This is a genomic window from Mesorhizobium sp. 113-1-2 (assembly GCF_016756475.1).
Classification (GTDB): Bacteria; Pseudomonadota; Alphaproteobacteria; order Rhizobiales; family Rhizobiaceae; genus Mesorhizobium; species Mesorhizobium loti_C.
This window is the reverse complement of record NZ_AP023242.1, coordinates 5,556,630-5,577,697: the sequence shown is the minus strand read 5'-3', so window position 1 is coordinate 5,577,697 and position 21,068 is coordinate 5,556,630. Positions and strand designations below refer to the sequence as shown.

22 protein-coding genes are annotated in these 21,068 nt (G+C 63.6%); 14 read left to right on the top strand and 8 right to left on the bottom strand.

What is annotated here, in order from left to right:
• Window positions 1–6: 6 nt before the first annotated feature.
• Window positions 7–774 (bottom strand): AraC family transcriptional regulator, encoded by a 768-nt coding sequence (locus JN279_RS27300; protein ID WP_202350718.1) that lies wholly within the window; start codon window positions 772–774, stop codon window positions 7–9.
• 214 nt (window positions 775–988) lie between these two features.
• Between JN279_RS27300 and JN279_RS27295 the strand changes: the two genes are divergently transcribed.
• The 6 genes from JN279_RS27295 (at window position 989) to JN279_RS27270 (ending at window position 5,422) form a co-directional block, all read left to right on the top strand.
• Window positions 989–1,411: a VOC family protein gene (locus JN279_RS27295; protein ID WP_202350717.1), complete on the top strand. Its 423-nt coding sequence runs from the start codon at window positions 989–991 to the stop codon at window positions 1,409–1,411.
• Between the two features lie 137 nt (window positions 1,412–1,548).
• Complete coding sequence (locus JN279_RS27290) at window positions 1,549–2,001, top strand: hypothetical protein (RefSeq protein ID WP_202350716.1); 453 nt, start codon at window positions 1,549–1,551, stop codon at window positions 1,999–2,001.
• Between the two features lie 137 nt (window positions 2,002–2,138).
• Window positions 2,139–2,720 carry a TetR/AcrR family transcriptional regulator gene (locus JN279_RS27285; RefSeq protein ID WP_202350715.1) on the top strand — a complete coding sequence of 194 codons (582 nt, stop codon included), beginning with the start codon at window positions 2,139–2,141 and terminating at the stop codon, window positions 2,718–2,720.
• The gene (locus JN279_RS27280) at window positions 2,717–3,553 is read left to right on the top strand and encodes a DMT family transporter (RefSeq protein WP_202350714.1); all 837 of its coding nucleotides are present in this window, start codon (window positions 2,717–2,719) and stop codon (window positions 3,551–3,553) included. The genes JN279_RS27285 and JN279_RS27280 overlap by 4 nt, the downstream gene beginning before the upstream one ends.
• A 5-nt stretch (window positions 3,554–3,558) precedes the next feature.
• Window positions 3,559–4,731 (top strand): MFS transporter, encoded by a 1,173-nt coding sequence (locus JN279_RS27275; protein WP_244734764.1) that lies wholly within the window; start codon window positions 3,559–3,561, stop codon window positions 4,729–4,731.
• 76 nt (window positions 4,732–4,807) lie between these two features.
• Complete coding sequence (locus JN279_RS27270; protein WP_202350713.1) at window positions 4,808–5,422, top strand: LysE family translocator; 615 nt, start codon at window positions 4,808–4,810, stop codon at window positions 5,420–5,422.
• 85 nt (window positions 5,423–5,507) lie between these two features.
• Here the strand turns inward: JN279_RS27270 and JN279_RS27265 are convergent, their stop codons facing one another.
• Window positions 5,508–5,819, bottom strand: a complete 312-nt coding sequence (locus JN279_RS27265) for a transcriptional regulator (protein WP_202350712.1) — start codon at window positions 5,817–5,819, stop codon at window positions 5,508–5,510.
• Window positions 5,820–6,418: 599 nt separating this feature from the next.
• Between JN279_RS27265 and JN279_RS27260 the strand changes: the two genes are divergently transcribed.
• The 6 genes from JN279_RS27260 (at window position 6,419) to JN279_RS27235 (ending at window position 11,402) form a co-directional block, all read left to right on the top strand.
• A complete protein-coding gene (locus JN279_RS27260; RefSeq protein ID WP_202350711.1) occupies window positions 6,419–6,793 on the top strand; it encodes a hypothetical protein in 375 nt (124 codons plus the stop codon).
• A 421-nt stretch (window positions 6,794–7,214) separates the two neighbouring features.
• Entirely contained in the window at window positions 7,215–7,811 is a 597-nt protein-coding gene (locus tag JN279_RS27255; RefSeq protein ID WP_202350710.1) for a glutathione S-transferase family protein, read from the top strand.
• Window positions 7,812–7,937: 126 nt separating this feature from the next.
• A complete protein-coding gene (locus tag JN279_RS27250; RefSeq protein ID WP_096456513.1) occupies window positions 7,938–8,321 on the top strand; it encodes a TfoX/Sxy family protein in 384 nt (127 codons plus the stop codon).
• A 158-nt stretch (window positions 8,322–8,479) separates the two neighbouring features.
• The gene (locus tag JN279_RS27245; protein ID WP_202350709.1) at window positions 8,480–8,899 is read left to right on the top strand and encodes a GFA family protein; all 420 of its coding nucleotides are present in this window, start codon (window positions 8,480–8,482) and stop codon (window positions 8,897–8,899) included.
• A 121-nt stretch (window positions 8,900–9,020) separates the two neighbouring features.
• Window positions 9,021–10,292, top strand: coding sequence for an ROK family protein (locus JN279_RS27240; protein WP_202350708.1), 1,272 nt, complete (start codon window positions 9,021–9,023; stop codon window positions 10,290–10,292).
• Between the two features lie 429 nt (window positions 10,293–10,721).
• Complete coding sequence (locus JN279_RS27235) at window positions 10,722–11,402, top strand: N-acetylmuramoyl-L-alanine amidase (RefSeq protein ID WP_096456519.1); 681 nt, start codon at window positions 10,722–10,724, stop codon at window positions 11,400–11,402.
• Between the two features lie 158 nt (window positions 11,403–11,560).
• Here the strand turns inward: JN279_RS27235 and JN279_RS27230 are convergent, their stop codons facing one another.
• The 6 genes from JN279_RS27230 to JN279_RS27205 all read right to left on the bottom strand — a co-directional run bounded on the left by JN279_RS27230 (window position 11,561) and on the right by JN279_RS27205 (window position 17,769).
• Entirely contained in the window at window positions 11,561–13,036 is a 1,476-nt protein-coding gene (locus JN279_RS27230; protein WP_202350707.1) for an amidase, read from the bottom strand.
• A 14-nt stretch (window positions 13,037–13,050) separates the two neighbouring features.
• A complete protein-coding gene (locus tag JN279_RS27225) occupies window positions 13,051–14,010 on the bottom strand; it encodes a cyclase family protein (protein WP_096456521.1) in 960 nt (319 codons plus the stop codon).
• Window positions 14,007–14,795, bottom strand: a complete 789-nt coding sequence (locus JN279_RS27220; RefSeq protein WP_096456523.1) for an ATP-binding cassette domain-containing protein — start codon at window positions 14,793–14,795, stop codon at window positions 14,007–14,009. The genes JN279_RS27225 and JN279_RS27220 overlap by 4 nt, the downstream gene beginning before the upstream one ends.
• A 3-nt stretch (window positions 14,796–14,798) precedes the next feature.
• Complete coding sequence (locus JN279_RS27215) at window positions 14,799–15,860, bottom strand: ABC transporter permease (protein WP_244734163.1); 1,062 nt, start codon at window positions 15,858–15,860, stop codon at window positions 14,799–14,801.
• 54 nt (window positions 15,861–15,914) lie between these two features.
• The gene (locus tag JN279_RS27210; RefSeq protein WP_096456525.1) at window positions 15,915–16,844 is read right to left on the bottom strand and encodes a sugar ABC transporter substrate-binding protein; all 930 of its coding nucleotides are present in this window, start codon (window positions 16,842–16,844) and stop codon (window positions 15,915–15,917) included.
• A gap of 262 nt (window positions 16,845–17,106) precedes the next feature.
• Window positions 17,107–17,769 carry an outer membrane protein gene (locus JN279_RS27205; protein WP_096456527.1) on the bottom strand — a complete coding sequence of 221 codons (663 nt, stop codon included), beginning with the start codon at window positions 17,767–17,769 and terminating at the stop codon, window positions 17,107–17,109.
• A gap of 413 nt (window positions 17,770–18,182) precedes the next feature.
• On the opposite strand from JN279_RS27205, the gene JN279_RS27200 reads away from it, so the two are divergent.
• Together JN279_RS27200 and uvrC are read left to right on the top strand one after the other, a co-directional pair.
• Window positions 18,183–18,947, top strand: a complete 765-nt coding sequence (locus tag JN279_RS27200) for an SDR family oxidoreductase (protein ID WP_096456529.1) — start codon at window positions 18,183–18,185, stop codon at window positions 18,945–18,947.
• Window positions 18,944–21,013 (top strand): excinuclease ABC subunit UvrC, encoded by a 2,070-nt coding sequence (gene uvrC, locus JN279_RS27195; RefSeq protein WP_096456531.1) that lies wholly within the window; start codon window positions 18,944–18,946, stop codon window positions 21,011–21,013. The genes JN279_RS27200 and uvrC overlap by 4 nt, the downstream gene beginning before the upstream one ends.
• Window positions 21,014–21,068 lie beyond the last annotated feature (55 nt).

The window sequence follows — 21,068 nt, the reverse complement described above, 5'->3', positions numbered from 1 at the left end:
CCGATTCTATACTCCGGTGGCAGCCAGCGCGGCCGGCGTGATGCCGGAGAGCCGCCTGCTCTCGCGTATCAGATGGGCCTGGTCCGCATAGCCGGCCTCGATCGCTAAGACCGCGGTCGAGGTATCGCCGGATGCCTGCCGCAGGCGCCTGAAGCGGTGGAAGCGCAGGATCCGGTCAAGCGTCTTCGGGCCATAGCCGAAACTTTCCTCGAAACGCCGCCGCAGCGTTCGTTCGCTCATATGCAGGGAGCGCAAGAGGAAAGGCACCAGCGGCTTGTCGGCTGGCAGACCCCGGTCGATCACGTCAAACGCAAAGCCCATGGTCGCATCGGGCGCACGGTGGTCTTGCGTGTGTGCCCCGATTGCCTCCTCCAATTGTCCCACCAGCTTGGCGAGATCGGGCGTTGCCTGGATGCGGCCTGACAGATGGCACGCGCTCGCACCCCAGAGTTCACCGAGGTCAAGACGTTCGCCGACGATCCGGTTGGCCGGCACGCCCAGCCAACCCGCTGCCGCCCCTGGCCGGAATCTGAATCCGACAATCGTCGCTCCTGACGGCAGTGTCTCGATCTGCGGCTCCCGGTCCGGTCCCGCGATCCGGAACCGACCGTCGATCCACTGCAGGTCGATCGTCGCATCCGGCGTTATCACGACAGGCGGAGCGTCGTGATCACGCATGCGGTGGACCCAGACGGACGTGAAAGCTGCAGCCAGCCGCCGCTCCGCGGGCCGTTCCCGAAAAAAGCCGGTGGTCTGCGCCAGTACCGCTTCCATCCCTTCAGCCTTCGTCAGTCCGCTCCGTCCTGGTGGTCTTCTCGCCGGCTTGCCGTTCGGTCAGTGGCCTCCGGCATTTTGGCCGAAATCTTCAATGCGTGCCGCTCCCGGCATGGCAAACCCGCACAAAGCCTTTTCGGTGCCATTCGCAATTACATCCGCGCCGAGGTCACCGATACCGTCCAAGTCCCGAACATAGAAAGGAGAAGCCAAAATGAAAGCTCGCATCAGTGTCATCACGCTTGGTGTCGACAATCTGGAAACGTCGCTCGAATTCTACCGAGACGGACTGGGGTTTCCGACCGAAGGCATCATAGGCAAAGAGTTCGAGCACGGCGCCGTCGCCTTCTTCGATCTGCAGAATGGCTTGAAGTTCGCGATCTTCGAACGCTCCAACATCGCCGTTGACGCCGGCATCGCCCAGACCGGCCGCAGCCCGACGGAGTTCACCATCGGCCACAATGTCACGAGCGAGGCCGAGGTCGATGCCGTGATGGCGCAGGCTATTGGCGCTGGCGCGCGCCTCGTCAAGCCGGCGCAGAACACGTTCTGGGGTGGCTATGCCGGCTACTTCCAGGACCCGGATGACCATCTCTGGGAAGTCGTCTTCAACCCTGCCTTTCTTCCCGAGGACTGATACTGGAGAGGAACGCGTAGCCGCTAGGTACGTTGGTAGACGCTCCAGATCGTTTCTGGAAACCATTGTTTCCGCAACCGCTTGACCGGCGCCAAGCGAATCCGCACAGTGCGCGTAATCGACCTTGAGAGGCTGCCATGACTCGCTTCGCCAAATCCGCACTTGCCGCCCTGATTTCGCTCTGCACCCCGCTTGCCGCGCCTCTCGGTATCACCCAAGCGGCGCAGGCGGCCGACCTTGCCGTCTATTCCGACGACGATGGCGGCGTCTGCGGCCAGCCCTGGGTGCTGAGCAAGATCACCAGCCGCTTCTCCTACCAGGTGCATCACGTGCCGCATCTGCCGGATGTGCAGATCACCGATTTCCAGCGCATCCACCAGCATCGCTATCTGCCGGCCAACGACACCTGGCCGATCGGCCGTCGCTATTGCGGCGCCACCGTCAGTCTCTCCGATGGCCGCGCCCGCACCATCTGGTACCTGATCGAGGAAGGCCAGGGCTTTGCCTCGATCGGCGACAATGTCGAATTCTGCGTCTCGGGCTTTGATCGCTGGATGGTCTACAACGGCCGCTGCCGCGTTCTCCGCTAGACGCAGCCTTCCAATTTTCGATTTCCTTTAGCGCCTGCGGCTCGACCGGCCGCAGGCGTTTTTCATGTCGTGTTGACAGAAGGCGAGATCCGTCTCATAGGTATGAGACAGACCTGTCTCATCACTTGGCGCTCACCATGACACCGTCACCTCTTTCCGACAAACGCCAGCATGTCGTCGAAACCGCCTATGCGCTGTTCAAGCGCGCCGGCTTCCATGCCACCGGCATCGACCGGATCATCGCCGAGGCCGATGTGGCCAAGATGACGATGTATCGGCATTTCCCCAGCAAGGACGAGCTGATCGTCGCGGTGCTCGACTATCGCGCCGGGCGTTTTGACGACCAGCTCGACCAGCTTGCCCGCAAGAGCATCACGCCGGAGCAGAAAATCGCCAGGATATTCGACTGGCATGGCCGCTGGTTTCGCAGCCCGGATTTCCATGGCTGTCTGTTCGCCCATGCGCTGGCCGAGTTCGGTGACCCCGAGCATCCGGTGTTCGAGGCTGTCGCCAGGCAGAAGAATGGCTTGAGGCAGCGCATGCAGTCGATCCTTATGGAAGTGATGCCGCGCGGTAGGGCCGAGAACGTGGCGGCGACGCTGTTGATGCTGATCGAAGGCGCGACCCTGATGGCGCAGATGGGGCAGGCGGAGACCGCCCTTCGTGAAGCCCGCAAGACCGCCCTGGACATCATCGCCGCCTCGCGCAGGCCGCAATGAGCCCGCTGGTCATCGGCCTCGCGCTGTTCGCGGCGATCCTGCACGCAAGCTGGAACGCTTTCCTGCGCACCGGCGCCAACAGGCTGTGGACCGTCACCGTCATGAGCTTCTCCAGCACGGCGCTGGCCATTCCGCTGGCCATCTTCAGCGGTTTTCCAGCCACGTCGGCCTGGCCCTATGTCGCGCTCTCGGCCTGTCTGCAGGTCGGCTACAGCGTGTTTCTGGTGGCAGCCTACAGATATGGCGAGTTGGGGCAGGTCTATCCGATCGTTCGCGGCAGCGTGCCTCTGCTCGTCACCCTTGGCGGCTTCCTGCTCGCCGGCCAGCAGCTCACCGTTCTGGAGACCGTCGGCGTTGCTCTGGTCGGTGGCGGCATCATGGGTCTTTCGCTCGGACGCGGAAGAGCGGCTACGACATCGATCCTTTATGCGCTGGCAACAGGAGCAATCATCGCCGCCTATGCGACGGTCGATGCGATCGGCGTTCGTGCGGCAGGCAATGTCGGTGCCTACACCGCCTGGGTCCTGCTGGCCTATGGCGCCTTGCTGCCGGCGACCTTCGTTGCCAGCCGCGGCCGGCTCGCTGTTGACCCGCGGGCGCCGGAGACCTGGAAGGCACTGGGCGGCGGCCTGTTCGCGCTGATGGCCTATGGCGTCGTGGTGGCGGCCTTCGCGCTCGGGCCTGCCGGTCCGATCACCGCGATCCGCGAGACCAGCGTCGTCTTCGCCGCGTTCATCGGCCGGCTGTTTCTCGGCGAGACGCTGACGCCGCGGCGGGTCGGCGCCTGCGCCGTCGTCGCGCTCGGCGCCATCTGCCTCGGCTATCAGTCGTGACGGCAATGCATGCGCCTGCCGGCACGCGCGCCACTGCCATCGACAATGGTCTGCTTGTCACACTCGCGGTCGCCGCGGGCCTGACCGTGGCCAACAATTATTACAACCAGGCGATGCTCGGCCTGCTGGCGCATCAGTTCGCTCTGTCCGCCGGCGCGGTCTCGGCACTTCCCGTCGTGACGCAACTGGGCAACGTCGCTGGCATCCTGTTTCTGGCGCCGCTGGGCGACCGGCTCGAGCGGCGTTCCCTCATCCTGGCGACGACGGCGGCACTGGTCGTCGCTCTTGCTGGTGCCGCACTGGCGCCCAGTTTTCCCTGGCTGGTCGTCGCCGGCATCGGCATTGGTCTCTTCGCCACGGTGACACAGCAGATTGTGCCGCTCGCCGTGCATCTGGCGGCACCGCACGAGCGCGGCCGCGTGCTTGGCATCGTCACCGGCGGCATTCTCGTCGGCATCCTGCTTGCCCGCACCGTCAGCGGCCTCATCTCGGATATCTGGGGATGGCAGGCCGTCTTCGCGGCCGCCGCCGCATTGATGCTTGCCACCGGCGCGGCACTCGCCTGGCGCCTGCCGCTAGTCGAGCCGGTCACCGATCTGAGCTATGGCAAGCTGCTCGGCTCGCTGTGGACGCTGCTGCGCACGCACGGCCTCCTGCGGCAGGCGATCGTCGTGCAGGCACTGATCTTCGCTGCCTTCATCGGCTTCTGGTCGACGCTCGCTCTGGCCTTTGACGCCGCCCCCTATCATTTCGGCGCCACGGCTGTCGGCCTGATGGCGCTGGTCGGCGTCGCCGGCGCGCTTGCGGCTCCGCTCGCCGGCCGCTTCGCCGACAAGCGCGGACCCGATGTCATCGTCTCGATCGGCGCCGGCCTGGTGGTCGCCGCCTTCGCCATCCTTGGCCTGTTCCAGGGATCGCTGGCGGCCATAATCGTCGCTGTGCTGATTCTCGATCTTGCCGTGCAGTCTTCGCAGGTCGCCAACCAGGCGCGCATCCATGCCCTCGATCCGGCCGCCCGCAGCCGCCTGAACACCATCTTCATGACGACGATGATTCTTGGTGGCGCTTGCGGCTCTGGTCTTGCGGGACTTGCCTATTCGGCGTGGGGGTGGAGCGGCACCTGCCTGTTCGGCGCAGCATCCGCCGCGGCTGCACTGCTGGTGTCACGAAGGTCCTGAACTTTCGGGCTATCGCCGGCAGGCAAATCGGCTAACCTGAGCACCCGAGAGCAACGCATCACTTTCGGGAACCTTCATGGACCTTGCCACCATCCTTGCCTTCGCGGCCGCCTTCTTCGTCTTCGCCGCCAGCCCCGGCCCCGACAACATGACGATCGTCGCCCGCACGATCTCCAGCGGCGCGGCGTCGGGCATCGCCTACGGCGCCGGCACCGTGGTCGGCATCCTCATCTTCCTGACGCTCGCAGCCTTCGGCCTGTCGATCATCGCCGCCAAGATGGCAATCGTGATGACGGTGCTTCGCTACGGCGGAGCAGCCTATCTGATCTGGATGGGCATCAGGCTCTGGACGGCCGTGCCCGTCGTGCCGGAGCTGCAGCCCGTCTCCGGGCGGCGCGGGCTGCTGACGATCTTCGCCACGGGTGTCGCGCTCAATCTCGGCAATCCGAAAATGCCGCTGTTCTATGTGGCGCTGCTGCCCAACGTCGTCGGAGCCTCGCTCACATCAGCGCATCTCGGCATACTGGTCGCGGTGATCATGGCCGTCGAGATCGTGGTGATCGGCGGGCACGTCGTTCTCGCCGGCCGCGCCCGCAATCTGTTGCGCACGCCCAGGATCGTGCGCCGGGTCAACCGCGCTGCAGGCGGCGTGATGATCGGGGCCGGTGTTGCCGTGGTCGCCACGCGCTAAAAACAATTCCAGGAAAAGTGTGTAGCGGTTTTCCCGGGGAATTGCGCCAAACGAAGCGCCTGAGAGCGTTCGCTCGTTCGCAGTGCTATTTCCTGCGTCGCGCGGGCTCGGCCATGTCGATGAGCTTGCGAAGATAGGCGATGTGGCCGCGAAAGGCCCGCCGCCCAATCGTTGTTGCCTTGATCCGGGTCTGCGGGCGCCGCCCGACAAAAAGCTTCTCGACATCGACATAGCCCGCTCTGGCGAGCGTATCGATGTGCGCCCCGAGATTTCCATCAGTGGCTTCGATCGTGGCCTTCAACTGGCTGAATTCCAACGCTTCGCGCCTTTCCAGCGTGTTCAGGACGGCCATGATCCTGAGCCTTGTGCCCTGGTGGATGATGTCGTCGGCGCTCATCGATGGGCTCCAATGCGGCAAGGCCTTGGGCCATCGCCACGGGGCTCGGCAACCGCGGCAGCGGTAGCTCTTGTGCAGAATACTCTGCCACACAGAGTATTCTGTCAACATGTCAGCAGTCGACGGAAGCGTGCTTGACAAGGTGATCTTCAGATCGGTCGTCGCGTCAGGTTCGTGATCCGCATGGACCCTTCACCTGCAGAAGATGATTGCCACGACGAGGTGGCATGTCGTGATATTCGCGGCCGAAGATCATGCGTGAAGCTGCTCGCTAATCTTCGCAGCGTCATGATGGCTTCGCATCGAGAATGCCGACGTGAAATTGCCGACCACATCAGAAGATCAGCAGCGGATTTTTGCGGTGATGAGTGCGATCGTGTGTCGATCTCAACCAAAATTTAAGCTGAGAAAATCATACCATTGCTTCGCTGGCTAGCGAGCCGCGAGTCAGATATGCATTGCGCGCCGGGGTCATTCACGGCCATCGGCATAACGTGAAGGGGCATGACATGGCTAAGCAGTCATCTAAAGCGCCGGCATCCAAGGCACCGGCAAAGAAAGCACCCGCAAAAGCAGTCGCGGCGAAGGCCGCAACAGCAGTGAAGAAAGCAGCGCCTGCGAAGGCGGCGGCAAAGCCCGCAGCGAAGGCAGCACCGGCCAAGAAGCCGGCGGCGGCCAAGGCTGTGGCGAAGCCCGCAGTGAAGAAGGCAGCGCCCGCCAAGGCAGCGGCAAAGCCGGCGGCCAAGGCAGCACCGGCGAAGAAGCCTGCAGCCAAGGCAGCGGCAAAACCCGCGGCCAAGAAAGCAGCGCCCGCCAAGGCTGCGGCAAAGCCCGCCGCGAAGGCAGCGGCAAAGCCGGCAGCAAAGCCAGCCGCGAAAGCAGCAGCGGCTGCGACCAAGCCTGCGGTGAAGAAAGCCGCCGCGCCGAAGGCCAAGGCAGCGCCTGCGAAGGCGAAGGCTCCGGCCAAGAAGTAGACCGGTCGTTGGGGCGTCGCGCGTCCTCCGGGACTCGGCAAGGACGCTCTGACGCACTGGATCGAAACAGTCCGGCAGCGGGTTCAGCCCGGAGGGCTGAACATCGGGATGGGACCGAGGGGCAAGCAAAGCGAGGCGCCGATTGGCTGCCTCGCTCGCCCTTTGAATTGTCTCCTTGCCGCGGTTGGCGAAGGCCCGGCGCAATGCCTGGGGTTGGTGCGATACGAATGCAGGTTTGAATCCCGTCAGCCTGCGGTTGTCGTTTGCTCGAATTTTCCAGCGTACCAGTCTGTAGGCTTGTCCGTGATATCTGGAGCGGAAGCCGCAACCGGTTTCTGGCTGTTGTTTTTCTGCGCTCTGGCGGTTGATCGCAAGCGCCTGTCCAGTCAACACTGGACGCCTGCAAACAGGAAACCGATCCATGCCGAAGCTGCTCTACGCATCCACCTCTCCCTACAGCTCGAAGGTGAGGATGGCCGCGGCCTATGCCGGGATCGCGATGGATCTGGTGCCGGTCAAGACGGAGGACAAACCGGCCGAGTTGATCGGCGCCAATCCGCTCGGAAAGATACCGGTGCTGGTGCTCGACGATGGCCGCTCGATTCACGACAGCCGCGCCATCACCCAGCACCTCAACCGGATTTCGAAGAACGCGTTGTTCCCACGCAATCCCGACAAGCGGCTGGAAGCGGAAGTGCTGGAGGCGCTGGCCGACGGTATCTGCGATTGCGCGCTGTCGATGGTCTATGAGCGCCGCACCCGGCCTGAGGAAATGGTCTATCAGCCCTGGCTCGACCGGCAATGGGCCAAGATCACCGCGGCACTGGACTTACTCAACGCCAACCCGCCAAAGCTGCCGAAGAAGATCACCGTCGGTCAGATGGCGTTGCGCGCCTGCCTCGGCTATCTCTCCCTGCGCTTCGCCGGCAAATGGGAAAAGGGCCGTGGCCGGCTGACCCGCTGGGCGGCGCGTTTCGACGAAAAATTCCCGGAGCTGAAGCCGGCGGTTCCAGGGTGAGAACTGCCGACTTCCCCTAGCCGGGAGATCAGCAGCTTCCTCACTGCCTCTCTCTATCTTGTGCGTTGAAGACAATTCGCTTTCGTGCTCGCATAGCACCCGGCAAATCGCACACAGGCGGTGAGCATGGCGAAGTCATCCACCACAACCGGCAGCGCGGTCGACCCGATGGTCGCTCGTCTGCGCGGTGCCCTTGGCAACCGGACCTTCACCGAACAGAAGATGTTCGGCGGCACCTGCTTCCTCATCAACGGCAACATGCTGGTCGGCGCATCGAAGCGTGGGCTGCTGGTCCGCGTCGGCAAGGCCGCGCATGCAGAGGCGGCCTTGCGTCCCCATGCGCGACCGATGGAGATGGGCGGGCGTTCGATGGAAGGCTACGTCCGTGTCGCGCCGGAAGGCACCGCGACCGATGCCGACCTTCGCGGCTGGCTCGATCTCGCGCTGGCCTTTGTCAGTACGCTTCCAGCAAAATCGAAATCCGCCAAGGTCGCAAATAAGCGCGCCTGAGCGGCTGGCTCAGCGCATTCTATGCATGTCGCCCAAAGTGACGTCGGTTTTGGGAGAACGACATTGCATAGAAACAAGCACCTCAAGCGCGTCGCATAAATCCCCTTTCGACGCGACGCGCTTCAGGCGGGTTGGGCGCATGGCGAGGGGAGGGTGCGATGGTCCTTACGGGAAACTGTATGTGCGGGGCGGTTGGCTGGACCTACTCCGGAGACACCACGCGCAATCTGGTCTGTCACTGCGTTGACTGCCAGCGCGCCACGTCCTCCCCCTTGACGGCCTTCCTGGGGATGAGGCGGGAGCACCTGAACTGGACCGGTGATGTCGTGCACTATGAGAGCAGCCCCGGGACGTTCCGGGGATTTTGCCCGACCTGCGGCACAAGGCTCTATTTCCGCTCTGGGAGATGGCCTTCGGAGGTTCACGTCCACGCCGCGACGATGACCGATCCGGGCGAATACCAACCAGACGCGCAAGTCTTCATTGGCGCGAGGATGAAATGGCTCGACCGGCTGCGGTCGCTTCCCAACCATCAGGGTTTTCAGCAAGCTCCGCAGGATTCTGCCGATACGCCCTGAGGGCGGAGCGAACGTGCCTGCCTGCACGGTCCGGTTTGTTGCTGTCTCGCACAAAGTTCTCGAAACCGGCAAGCTCCTGGGCTAGAAAGGTTTTTGAGAATGGCGGCGCGAAAATCGGACAATGACCATAACCAGCGAAGACAGCCCGAATGGCGCAGGCCATGCCACATTCACGCCGCCCGGTGATGGCGCTGCCGTGGAGCGGGTAGGGCGCCCGCGCAAGGCGCTGCTCTCGTCCTCCATGGTCGGCTCGACGAATCGTGGCCGCGTGCTACAGGCGCTGTTCGATCTCGGCCCCACCAGCCGCGCCGAGCTCGCGCGCATGGCCGGCGTCAATCGCACGACGATTTCCGGCATCGTGCAGCCGCTGATCGACGACGAGGTGCTGGTCGAGAGCGATCCCATGCCCGCCAATCCCGGTGGTGGCAAGCCGGCGCGTCCGCTTTGGTTCTCGCCGAAAGCCCGTCCCATCTGCGGTGTGCTCTTGATGCCGGACGCGGTGCACGCCTGCGTGGCGACGCTCGACGGAAAGATCGAGTCGGAACGCAAGATGACGCTGCCGGACGGCAGGGGGCAGGTCGCACCGATCATCGAGACGATTGCCGAATGTGTTGGCGAAACGCTTGCCAAGGCACGGCGCAAGCCCTTTGGCATCGGTGTCGCCGTCGGCGGCATGGTCGACACCGATCGCGGCTCGATCGTCACCGTCAATCTGGCCCCGGCGCTCGACCGCTATCCGCTGGCCGACGATCTCGGCCGGCGCTTCGGCCTGCCGGTCAAGCTCGATCATCATCCGCGCGCCCTGTTGGTCGGTGACCGCTGGTTCGGCGCCGGCCGTGGCGTCAGGCAATTCGCGGTCGTCTATACCGGCGAAGTGCTGGGCGGCGCGCTCTATTTCGATGGCCATCTCCATCGCGGCACGTCCGGAGCAGGCGGCGAGCTCGGCCACACTTTCGTGCAGCTCGATGGCGAGCTCTGCCGCTGCGGCCGGCGCGGCTGCTGGGACACCATCGCCACGCTGAGCTGGCTGCGGCGCGAGGGTGCCAATGCTGGCCTGCCCGAACCCCATCTGATCGACTCGGCCCGCCTTGTCGACATGGCCGATCGCCGACTGCCAGGCGCCGAAAAGCTGCTCGACCGCTATGCCCGCAACGTGGCGGTCGGCATCGCCAATCTGCAGCAGACGGTGGCGCCCAACATCTTCATCCTGCATGGCGACGTCGTGCTCGGCGGCGATCGTCTGCTCGGCGCGATCGCTGACCATGTCCGTGCCATGGTGCCGTCGCGCCCAGGCGGCGCGATCGAATTCATCGCCGGCGATGCCGGCGATGGTGCGGCATTGCTCGGCGCCGCAGGCCTGGTGATTTCGGAGTTGTTGCAGCTGCCGATCTAGACCCTAGCCGTTTTAACTTGGCTAGCGGGGTGGCGCCCCGATGGCGCACCGGTCGCAACGCGCAAGTCAATCTCAGCGCAAAGCCTGACCTCATCGCTTGAGTCCTGCGGCATGCGACGCCCATGACAGGTTATTCGTAGAGACGCGAGAAAGGGCTATAAACGTTACTTTCCAATATCGGCGCCGCGCCAATTGATGTCGTCGCCCCTACCCGATGTGGTGCGCAAAAACGCGATTGACAATATCGTGGTTTAGCGCATTCTAAATACACAGTTACTCTGAAATCGAAAACTACTGGGGAGCGTGCATGGTCAAGGCGCTTGCTTTGGCGGCGTTGCTTTGTTTGTTTTGACAGTCGGCCTTTTGCTGGGAGAGAGATGATCTAGCCAGCTTTCCTTAAGGGGTCAGAAATCGCGAAGGGAGAAATCCGTGAAACTTCCATTCAAGCCATGGTTGGACCAAGCCGGAGCATTCCCAATTTCCCATATCGCCGGCATACCGCACTACAACACACCGGTCTCTCCGACCACGCCGAGGACCGGCGTTCTCCATACCACGGAAGGAGGCTGGGCCGGCAGTTTGGCAATCTTCCGAGTGCACTATGCTCCGCACTTCATGCTCGGATACGATGCGACAGCCAAAGAAGTACGAATTGCTCAATTGGTCCAGGTGGGGACCATTGGCGCCGCGCTGAAGGCACACAACAACAAAGCGTTGGTGCAAATAGAAATGATCGGCTTCTCGAAACCCACGCCGTGGCTGCCTGACGATGGCACCGTGGAGGCCTTGGCTTCGCTGATGGCTGTTTGCTTCGTCGAATACGGAATACCGCTTACACGTCCTTGGGCCGACGGCGATTTCGGCAAGGCGGGGCCAAATCCGCACCGTACATCTGGAAACTACGGAACCGTCGCAGGGTGGTATGGCCACGGGGACTGTCCCAGCCCAGACACGCACTGGGACCCAGGTAATCTCGAATGGAGCAAGGTGTTCGCCAAGGCGCAAACGATAGCCAACAGCATGGGGCCATCATCGGATACGATTGGACCCGCCGCGATGGCAGGCATAGCAACCTCGAACGCTACGTCACCCGCAGCAAAGCCTAAATAAAGCGAAAGCCGGCGAAAGTAGATAGCTGCGTCGTGATCGGTGGTTCGTCTGCGCTGCCGCTGGCAGTGTGTCAAAAATTCAATGGCGATTTCGTAGACGGTTGCAATTCGTCGTCTCGTTATTCCAAGCCGCTGCGCATTCTTGAGTGACATGCCTGGTTACCCGGCCAAGCCCGGATAAGTCTGGAACCATGGCCTGATGCGCTCGAAGCGCGCCGCCATGTTGAGCACGCTCTCATCGGCATGCCGTCGCCCGATGATCTGCAGGCCGACCGGCAGGCCCTGCGCCGTCAGGCCGGCTGGAACCGAGATTGCCGGATGGCCGGTGTAGTTGATCGGATAGGTCATGCACCAGCCGATCAGCGGATCGACCGCCTCGCCGTTGATGGAGGTCGGTCCGATTGTGTTGCCGTCGGTGGCGTTCTTGACCGGCGGAATGGCAAGCGTCGGCGATACGATCAGATCGTGGCTCGCAAACACATCCTCGAGCCCGTCATGCACGCCGGTGCGCAGGAGATCGTCGAGCGCGTGGTCGACGGCGGACACTTTGTAGGCGTCCTTCAGCATGGCGAGGAATTGCGGGGTGAGCACGCCGGCATGCTCGCCCATCAGGTCGATGCCTTCCTGTTTCCAGTAGACCGCGATTGCCGCGTAGTGGATCGAGATCGTACGCACCCAAAGTGCCGCGAGGTCCTTGTGGTCGGCCCTGAAATCGAGTTCGATCTCGTCGACCGCAATGCCGTTGTCGCGCATGGCCGCGACCGCGTCGGCGACCACGGCGGCGACCTCAGGGTCGACCGGGAAATTGCCGAGGCGCGGACTGTAGGCGACGCGCAGCGGCCGGAAGGGCCCGCTCGCTGCGCCGACATAGTCGACGCCATCGTCGGGCAAGCTAAGCGGATCGCGGCTGTGCGGACCGGCCATCACCTTGGTCATCAGCGCGGCGTCGCCGACGGTGCGCGCCAGCGGTCCGATATGGACAAGCGGATGTGCCCACAGGAAACCGTCAGGGCGCGTCACGGAAGGGATGCGGCCGAACGAGGGCTTGAAGCCGACAGTGCCGCTGAACGAGGCGGGGATGCGCACCGAGCCGCCGCCATCGGTGCCTTGCGCCAGCGCCGCCATGCCGTCGGCGACGGCTGCGGCACTGCCGCCCGACGAGCCGCCGGAATTGTAGCCGATCGCGAAAGGCGTGCTGGTCGGCCCGAAGCGGAGATTGTCGGTAATGCCCTTGTGACCGAACTCCGGCGTGTTGGTCTTGCCGAGCACGATGGCGCCGGCTTCGAGCAGGCGCTCGACAGCCGCGGCGTTGGTTTGCGGCACCCTGTTGTGCACGGCGCGCGACGCCATTGATGTCGGCACGTCGGCGACATCGTCGAGATCCTTGATGCCGACCGGCACGCCATGCAGAGGGCCGAGCGGAACACCGGCCATCACCTCTTTCTCGGCGACGCGCGCTGCGTCCATCGCTTCGTCGCCGAGGACCAGTGTGTAGGCGTTGATGACGGGATTTCGCGCTTCGATGCGGCGCAGATAAGCTTCGGTTACCTCGACCGGCGACAGGTCGCGGCGCCGGATGCGCTGCGCCAGTTCGGCAGCCGGCAGGAAACAGAGTTCGTTGTCCGCAGAAGTCATGGAAGCCATTCCGTCTATTTGATGAAAACCGGATTTGTCGAACCGCCCGTGCCCTTGCTCACCTTGGTGGGACTGGCGCAGTAGAAGCCTTCGTAGCGCCGGTCCGCCGCGCAATCGGCGGCAAGCCGGTCGAGCGCGGCCATCTCGGTGAACACGATGCCGAGATTGCGCATCAGCGCCGCGTGCAGCACCAGCATCAGGCCGGTCTCGGGATCGTAGGTGGTCTCGTTGGCCAACGTGTCGGTGACCAGGCAAGGCACCTGCATAGCGTCGAACCAGCGCACGAGGTCCAAGCTGAAGGTCAGGCCGGGCTCCCAATAATTGTTCCCGACCGATTGCTGCCCGGCGGCCAGTGCGCCAACCCAGCCGGTGCGGATGAGCAGGATGCTGCGCGGCAGGATCTCGACACCTTGCGCCCGGGCGCAGTCCATCAAATCGTGATGAGAGAAGGTCTCGGCGCGATCAAGCACCGGCTTGCCGCGGAAGCGGGCAATGTCGAGCAGCACGCCACGTCCGACAATGCCGCGCTCGGCGATTGGCATGATGCCGGCCGTGGTCATACCGCCATTGGTGCTCGATGCCGGAAAGCCGTTCCACAGCGTGTCGTCGAACCACATATGGCCGAGCGCGTCGCAATGCGTGCCGGCCTGCGCAAAGCCGGTGACATAGTCATCGGCGAATTCGAGCCCGCCGGGCAGGGGGTGCCAATGGCCGTTCTCGAACCCGGCCTTGTCGGCGACCATGAAATGCTTGGCCGGCCAGCGGCCGGGGAACACGGCGTCGCCTTCGGGGCTGCCGATCGGCACGCCAAGCGTGAAGGTGCGGCCGTCCCGCACCGTCGCCAGCCCGCGCTTGACCTCGTCAGGCGTGAGATAGTTGAGCGCGCCGATCTCGTCGTCGGCGCCCCAATGGCCCCAGCGCTTGGGTGCGTTCGCCAACAGCCGGCGCAGCGTCATTGCGTCGGTCGCGCTCATGCGCCGGCCTCCATGGCCGCGGCGCTCATCGCCTCCTTGGCGCCGGTTATGTAGGCGACGACCTCTTCCATGTTGGTGGCGGAACTTGGCAGATCGGCGGCCTTGCGGCCCCTGCGCATCACCACCACCCGGTTGCAGACCTGCCAGAGGTGATCGAGATTGTGGGTGACCATGATGATGGTCAGTCCCTTGGCGCCCAGCCGTTTGATCAGCTCCAGCACCTCGCGCGATTCGCGCACGCCGAGTGCCGCCGTCGGTTCGTCGAGCAGCAACAGCTTGTGGCCCCAGAAGGCACCGCGCGCGATCGCCACCAATTGGCGCTGGCCGCCGGACATGCGCTCGACCGTTTTCGAGCGCACGCCGGGGATGTCGATGTGCAACTCGTCGAGCCCCTTGATCGCGGTGTCGCCCATCGACTTCCGGCGGATCCAGCGCAGCAGCGCCGGGCCGCGCCCATGCGCCAACTCGCGCCCGAGGAAGAAATTTTCCGCCGCGGTGAAGGTGCCGATCAGCGACAGGTCCTGGTAGACAGTCTCGATGCCGAGGCGCTGCGCCTCGGCCGGCGGCGACAGTTTTCGCGCCTGGCCTTCGAGGATCACCTCGCCGGAGGTCGGGTCATGCGCGCCGGCCAGGATCTTGATCAGCGTCGACTTGCCGGCGCCATTGTCGCCGACCAGGCCGATAATGTCGCCCCTGGCGATATCGAGCGAAACCGTGTCGAGCGCCTGGATGCCGCCAAAGCTTCGGCAGATGCGGCGCAGGCTGAGCAGCAGATCCTTTGCCATGGCCTAGCCCCTAGCGAAGCGGCGGCCGATGCCGCCGAGCGCCACGGCGACGACGAGCAAAGTGCCGGTGAACAGGAACTGGGTGAAGATCGGCGCGCCGATCATGGCCAGGCCATTGTTGCCGACGGCGACCGTCAGCACGCCGATCAGCGTGCCGAGAATGTGGAACTGGCCTTCGCGCAGAGCGGCCGAGCCGAGGAAGGCGGCGGAGAACGAGGTCAGCATGAAACTGTCGCCGGCCGTTACCTGGCCCGAGCCCAGATTGGAGGCCATCAGCACACCGCCTATGGCCGCGCATGTGCTGGCGATGGCGAAGGCGACGATCCGGCTGCGGTCGACGGCGACGCCGGCACGGCGCGCCGATTCGGGACTGACGCCGATCGCCTTGATGTGCTGACCCTGTACCGTGCGGTTGAGGATCATCCAGAGAAGGATGAGCACCACCGCCATGATGATGACGAGATGTGGCACGCCGGCGATGCGGCCGATGGCGATCCTGGTGAATTCGCGTGATTGGGTGAGCTGCAGCGGAATGCCGCCGGAATAGGCGTAGTTCAGCCCGACGACGATGGTGCCGGTGCCGAGCGTGGCGATGAAGGCGTTGACGCCGATCTTGGAGACGACGAGGCCGTTGACGACGCCGATGATCGTGCCGAGCGCGACGACGAGAACGATGGCCAGCGGGATCGACAGGCCGCTGCTCAGCAGCCCAACCGCGAGCAGGCCGCAGAAGCTCGCGACATAGCCTATGCTGAGATCGAAATCGCCGGCCACGAGTGGCACGGTGAGGCCCGCCGCGACGATGGTGCCGATTGCCATGTCGTTGATGATGTTGCGGAAATTGCCGACCGTGGCGAAGGTCCCCGGCTGCAGCACCGAGAACATCGCCAGCATCAGCGCCAGCACGATGATGGTGCCATAGGTGCCGAGCAGGCGCATCAGAAGCGCCCGCCGGTCGCGCATGCCGGGAGGGAGAGACCCGGCCTGCGCGACCGGCAAGGCGGCCTCCGCCGGAGCGGAGGTTTCTGGCAAGGGATGATCAGCGGTCATGACGGCTCTGTGCATGATGGAACTCCGGTGTGACCGGGCGTGCCCGGCCGCACCGTCAATCTGCAGGACTTACTGCGGATTGTCCTTCATGAACTGGTCGACATTGTCCTTGGTGACCAGCGTGTAGCCCGGCACGAAGGATTTCGGCTGCCACTTGTCGCCGGCCGCCAGTATGTCGGGGATCTGGTCGACCAGCATCTTGCCGGCGGACGTCAGGTCGACGCCGAGCGTCGCGGTCATCGTCCCGTCCTTGACCGCCTGGACGGCGGGCGCCGTGGCGTTGAACGAATAGACCTTCACATCGCTGCGGCCGTTCTGCTTCAGCGCCGCGATCGCGCCCATGGCGTTGTCGTCATAGCAGTTGAAGATCGCGAAAGGCCCCTTGGCATTGGCATTGGCGGCAAGCCAGGCACTGGTTGCGGCCTGCGAGGATTCGGCCGCACCTGGAATGCTGATCTCGTGCGACGTTGCCTTCAGCCCCGGATTGGCCTTCACCGCGGCATCGAAGGCGTCGGCCCGCTCGCGGCACGGAATGCCGGGGTGATAGGTCAGGTCGAGCACGGTGCCGGCATTGCCTATGTCCTTCAGCATAAGGTCGAGCAGTGGCGGCGCCGCTCCGGTGCTGGCCGAAAGCGCGATGCCGTCGGCCATGCCGCCGCCGGCGGAAAGCACCGGAATGTCGGCATCGGCCGCCGCTTGCAGCCCGGCGGCGAGGCCGGTCGAATCGAACACCGTGACGATGATGGCGTTCACCTTCTTGGTCGCCAGTTGCTTGATCGAGGTGATCGCCTGCGAAGGATCGCCATTGGCGTTGAGAGTTTCCACCGTCCAGCCCTTGGACCGGGCCTCCTTGCTCATCGTGTCGACCATCTGATTGGTGTCGACGTCGGAGGTCGAGAAGGTGACGATGCCGATCGTCAGCTTGTCATCGGCATGTGCTGCCGGCGCGAAAGATGCCGCGACGAGCGCCGCGGTAGACAGTTTCTGAAAGCGGTTCACGTTGCAAATCCCCTTTTGACCGAGTGTTCCGGTTCGCATCCCGACCTCGCCTGGCCTTGTGTCAGGCCTGTTTGCGGGGTCATCACAGGTGCACCTGTTTGTTCGTGCGAGACACGTACTAACTATAGGCACAAGGCTCGGGAGCGTGCAACGGCTATTTTGCGGGCTTCTCCTGTTCCGCAAGGGGAGACAGGTGGGAGGAGGCAGGCAATAAAAAAGCCGGGCGCGAGGCCCGGCTTTTTCGTGTCGTGGCTTGAACGACTTAGAACTTCATACCGACGCCGAAGGTGACGCGGTTGTCGGTGGCCTTGACCTTGCCGATACCGTCGAAGCTCTTTGAGCCGAAATCGGTGTAGCGATACTCGACACGGCCGAACACATTGTCGGTCAGCTTGATGTCGGTGCCGAGACCCGCAGTCCAACCGATCATCGTAGCCCGATCTGTGCCAAAGATAGGATCTTCCACCTTCAGGCTCCTGCCGGCCAGACCGCCGGTGCCATAGAGCAGGATTTCCGGGGTCACAGCGTAACCGAGACGGGCACGCAGCGAGCCTTCGAAACCGGCTTTGGAGTTTACGCCAGAATCGTCGCCCTTGACGCCGTTGTAGCCGAGTTCGGCTTCACCGCCGTAGACGAAGTTCTCCTGCTGCCATTGATAGCCGCCGAAGACGCTGCCGACGAAGCCCTTGGTGCCAACGTCAACGTTGTCTACTCCGAGGTCCTTCTCCTTGGTGTGGCCACTGAAGCCGTAGCCAACATTCAGACCGGCGTAGGGGCCGGCCCAGGATGCGACGGGCAGTTCGGCAACCGGTGCGGGTGCCGGGGGCTCTTCCTGGACGACGTCTGCGGCATAGGCAGTACCACCGAGGGCGAAGAGCCCGAGCGCAACGGCCAACGGCCGTGCGAATTTGAGATTGGCTTGCATTGTTCTTTACTCCTTAAGCCACAGGACACAGGCTTGTTTCTCACGATCGCCATCAACCCGTCCGGGGGGTGAAACGGATCTGGCGTTCGTCGGTTCCAAATGTCGTGTCAAAATGCGGCTGAAGCGAACCTGAACTTGGGTCATTACCCGGCGCGAATGAGGCGGAACCTTGACGTTGCATCTTCGCAACAGCGAAATGTCAGCAGCCATTTCATGCTGCGCTGCACACCGCTTGGTGCAAGGAGTCCAGCGTCCTATATTGCGGTCCGGCGGGTCCGGCTCCAAGACGAGTCGGCATGCCGAACCGGGCGTTTCGCCACAATGCTGCCCCAGGTGCGAATGCCGTTTAACGCATGCCGAGCCATATTTCGTCGGCGTCGTGTTTTCGTGCCGAAATTGAGGATTGACAACAGATGAGCAAAGCCACTGCCGCGGCGCTGGTGACGGGCGGGGCCAAACGGATCGGCAAGGCGATTGTCGAGGACCTCGCCAGCCATGGTTTTGCGGTCGCCATCCACGCCAATCGCTCGGGCGACGAGGCGGATATCTTGGCCGCGGGAATCAATCAGTCTGGCGGTCGCGCAGCGGTGGTAAGTGCCGACCTGACGGACATGGACGCCGTCAGCGACCTCGTCGGCCAGGCCGAAGCCGCGTTGGGCCCGATCTCGCTGCTGGTCAACAACGCTTCGCTCTTCGTTGATGATTCCATTGAGGATTTCGACTGGCAGGCCTGGGACCGCCACTTTGCCATTCACGTGAAAACCCCGGCGCTGTTGGCGCAGAATTTCGCCCGCTCCTTGCCGGAACGGCAGGAGGGGCTGATCGTCAACATCATCGACCAGCGCGTCTGGCGCCCGACGCCGCGCTATTTCTCCTATGCGCTGTCCAAATCCGCGTTGTGGACCCAGACGCAGATGTTGGCGCAAGCGCTCGGCCCGCGCATTCGTGTCAACGCGATCGGTCCCGGCCCGACGCTGAAAAATGTGCGCCAGGACGATTCCGACTTTGACGCACAGCTCGCCGGCCTGATCCTGAAGCGCGGCCCGGAATTGCCGGAATTCGGCGCCACCATCCGCTATCTCTGGGATGCGCGCTCGGTCACTGGCCAGATGATCGCGCTCGATGGCGGCCAGCATCTTGCATGGCAGACGCCAGATGTGACAGGCATGACGGAATGAGTCCTCTCGATCACAAGAACAAGGGGCGCGGCGGCGCCGATGATCTGCCTCCCGAAATTGACCTCGAGGATGAGGCGCTGGAGGAGATCGTCGAACCGGCCGGCCCGGATGTTGCCTTCACAGCCATCGACTGGACGCCGCATGCCGGCGATGCCGAAGGCATGGTCGGTGCCGAGGTGATCCAGACGCTGGTCAAGCGGCTGCCCAACGCGCCCGGCGTCTACCGCATGATGAACGCCGCCGGCGACGTGCTCTATGTCGGCAAGGCGCGCAGCCTGAAGAAGCGCGTCACCAATTACGCGCAAGGCCGGTTCCACACCAACCGCATCGGCCGCATGGTGCGCGAGACGTCGACGATGGAGTTCGTCGTCACCCGCACCGAGATCGAAGCGCTGCTGCTCGAAGCCAATCTTATCAAGCGCTTGCGGCCGCGATTCAATGTGCTGATGCGGGACGACAAGTCGTTCCCCTATATTCTCCTGACCGGCGACCACGTGTCGCCCGGCATCTACAAGCATCGCGGCGCGCGGTCGCGCAAGGGCGACTATTTCGGCCCCTTTGCCTCGGCCGGCGCCGTCGGCCGCACCATCAATTCGCTGCAGCGGGCCTTCCTGCTGCGCAGCTGCACAAATTCTTTCTACGAGAACCGCACGCGGCCGTGCCTGCTCTACCAGATCAAGCGCTGCGCCGGCCCCTGCACCGGCGAAATCTCGCATGAGGGCTATGCGGAACTGGTCGCCGAGGCGAAGGATTTTCTGTCCGGCCGCAGCCAGAAGGTGAAGACCGAGATTTCGGCCGCCATGCAGCAGGCGTCTGAAGACCTCGATTTCGAACGCGCCGCCATCTATCGCGACCGGCTGGCGGCCCTGTCGCATGTGCAGAGCCATCAGGGCATCAACCCTGCGACCGTCGACGAGGCCGATGTCTTCGCCATCCATCAGGAAGGCGGCCAGGTCTGCATCCAGGTATTCTTCTTCCGCACCGGCCAGAACTGGGGCAACCGCGCCTATTTCCCCAAGGCCGATCCGGCGCTGGAGGGAGCGGAAGTGCTGGGCTCGTTCCTCGCGCAGTTCTATGACGACAAGCCGACGCCGCGTGCCATTTTCCTGTCGCAAACCGTAGAGGACCAGGAATTGCTGGCCGAGGCGCTGTCCACCCGGGCTGGCCGCAAGGTGGCGATCTCGGTGCCGCAGCGCGGCGAGAAGAAGGACCTGACCGACAATGCCCTGCAGAACGCCCGTGAGGCGTTGGGCCGCAGGCTGGCCGAAACCTCGACGCAAGGGCGGTTGCTTGCCGGTTTCGCCGAGACCTTCGGCCTGGCCAAGCCGCCGGTGCGCATCGAGGTCTACGACAACTCGCACATTATGGGCACCAATGCGGTCGGCGCCATGGTCGTGGCGGGACCGGAAGGGTTTGTCAAAAACCAGTACCGGAAATTCAACATCCGCTCGACCGAAATCACGCCAGGCGACGATTTCGGCATGATGCGCGAGGTGATGGAGCGGCGTTTTTCGCGATTGCTCAAGGAGCATGGCGATGTTGCCGTGGCCGACGATGCGGCAGCGGGCGAGGCGGCCGATGATATCGAAGACGATGTCTCCGGCAGCTTCCCGGCCTGGCCCGACGTCATCCTGATCGATGGCGGCCAGGGTCAGATGACGGCGGTGCGCAAGATTCTCTCGGATCTCGGCATCGAGGACCGCGTCGTGGCGATCGGCATCGCCAAGGGGCAGGACCGCGATGCCGGCCGCGAGCGCTTTTTCGTCAAGGGCAAGGACTCGTTCTCACTGCCGGTGCGCGATCCCGTGCTCTATTTCGTCCAGCGCCTGCGCGATGAGGTCCATCGCTTCGCCATCGGCTCGCACCGGGCGCGGCGCAAGAAGGAGATGGTCAAGAGCCCGCTTGACGAGATCGCCGGCATCGGCCCCGGCCGTAAGCGCGCGCTGCTGTTGGCATTCGGCACCGCCAAGGCGGTCAGCCGCGCTGCGATCGAGGATTTAAGGAAAGTCGACGGCATTTCCGAACAGATCGCCAAACTGGTCTACAATCATTTCCACGAAAGTTAGAAAATTCTGCAGTTTCAGCTGGCCAGTCGAATCTGCCCTGTTGACCCCCTACATT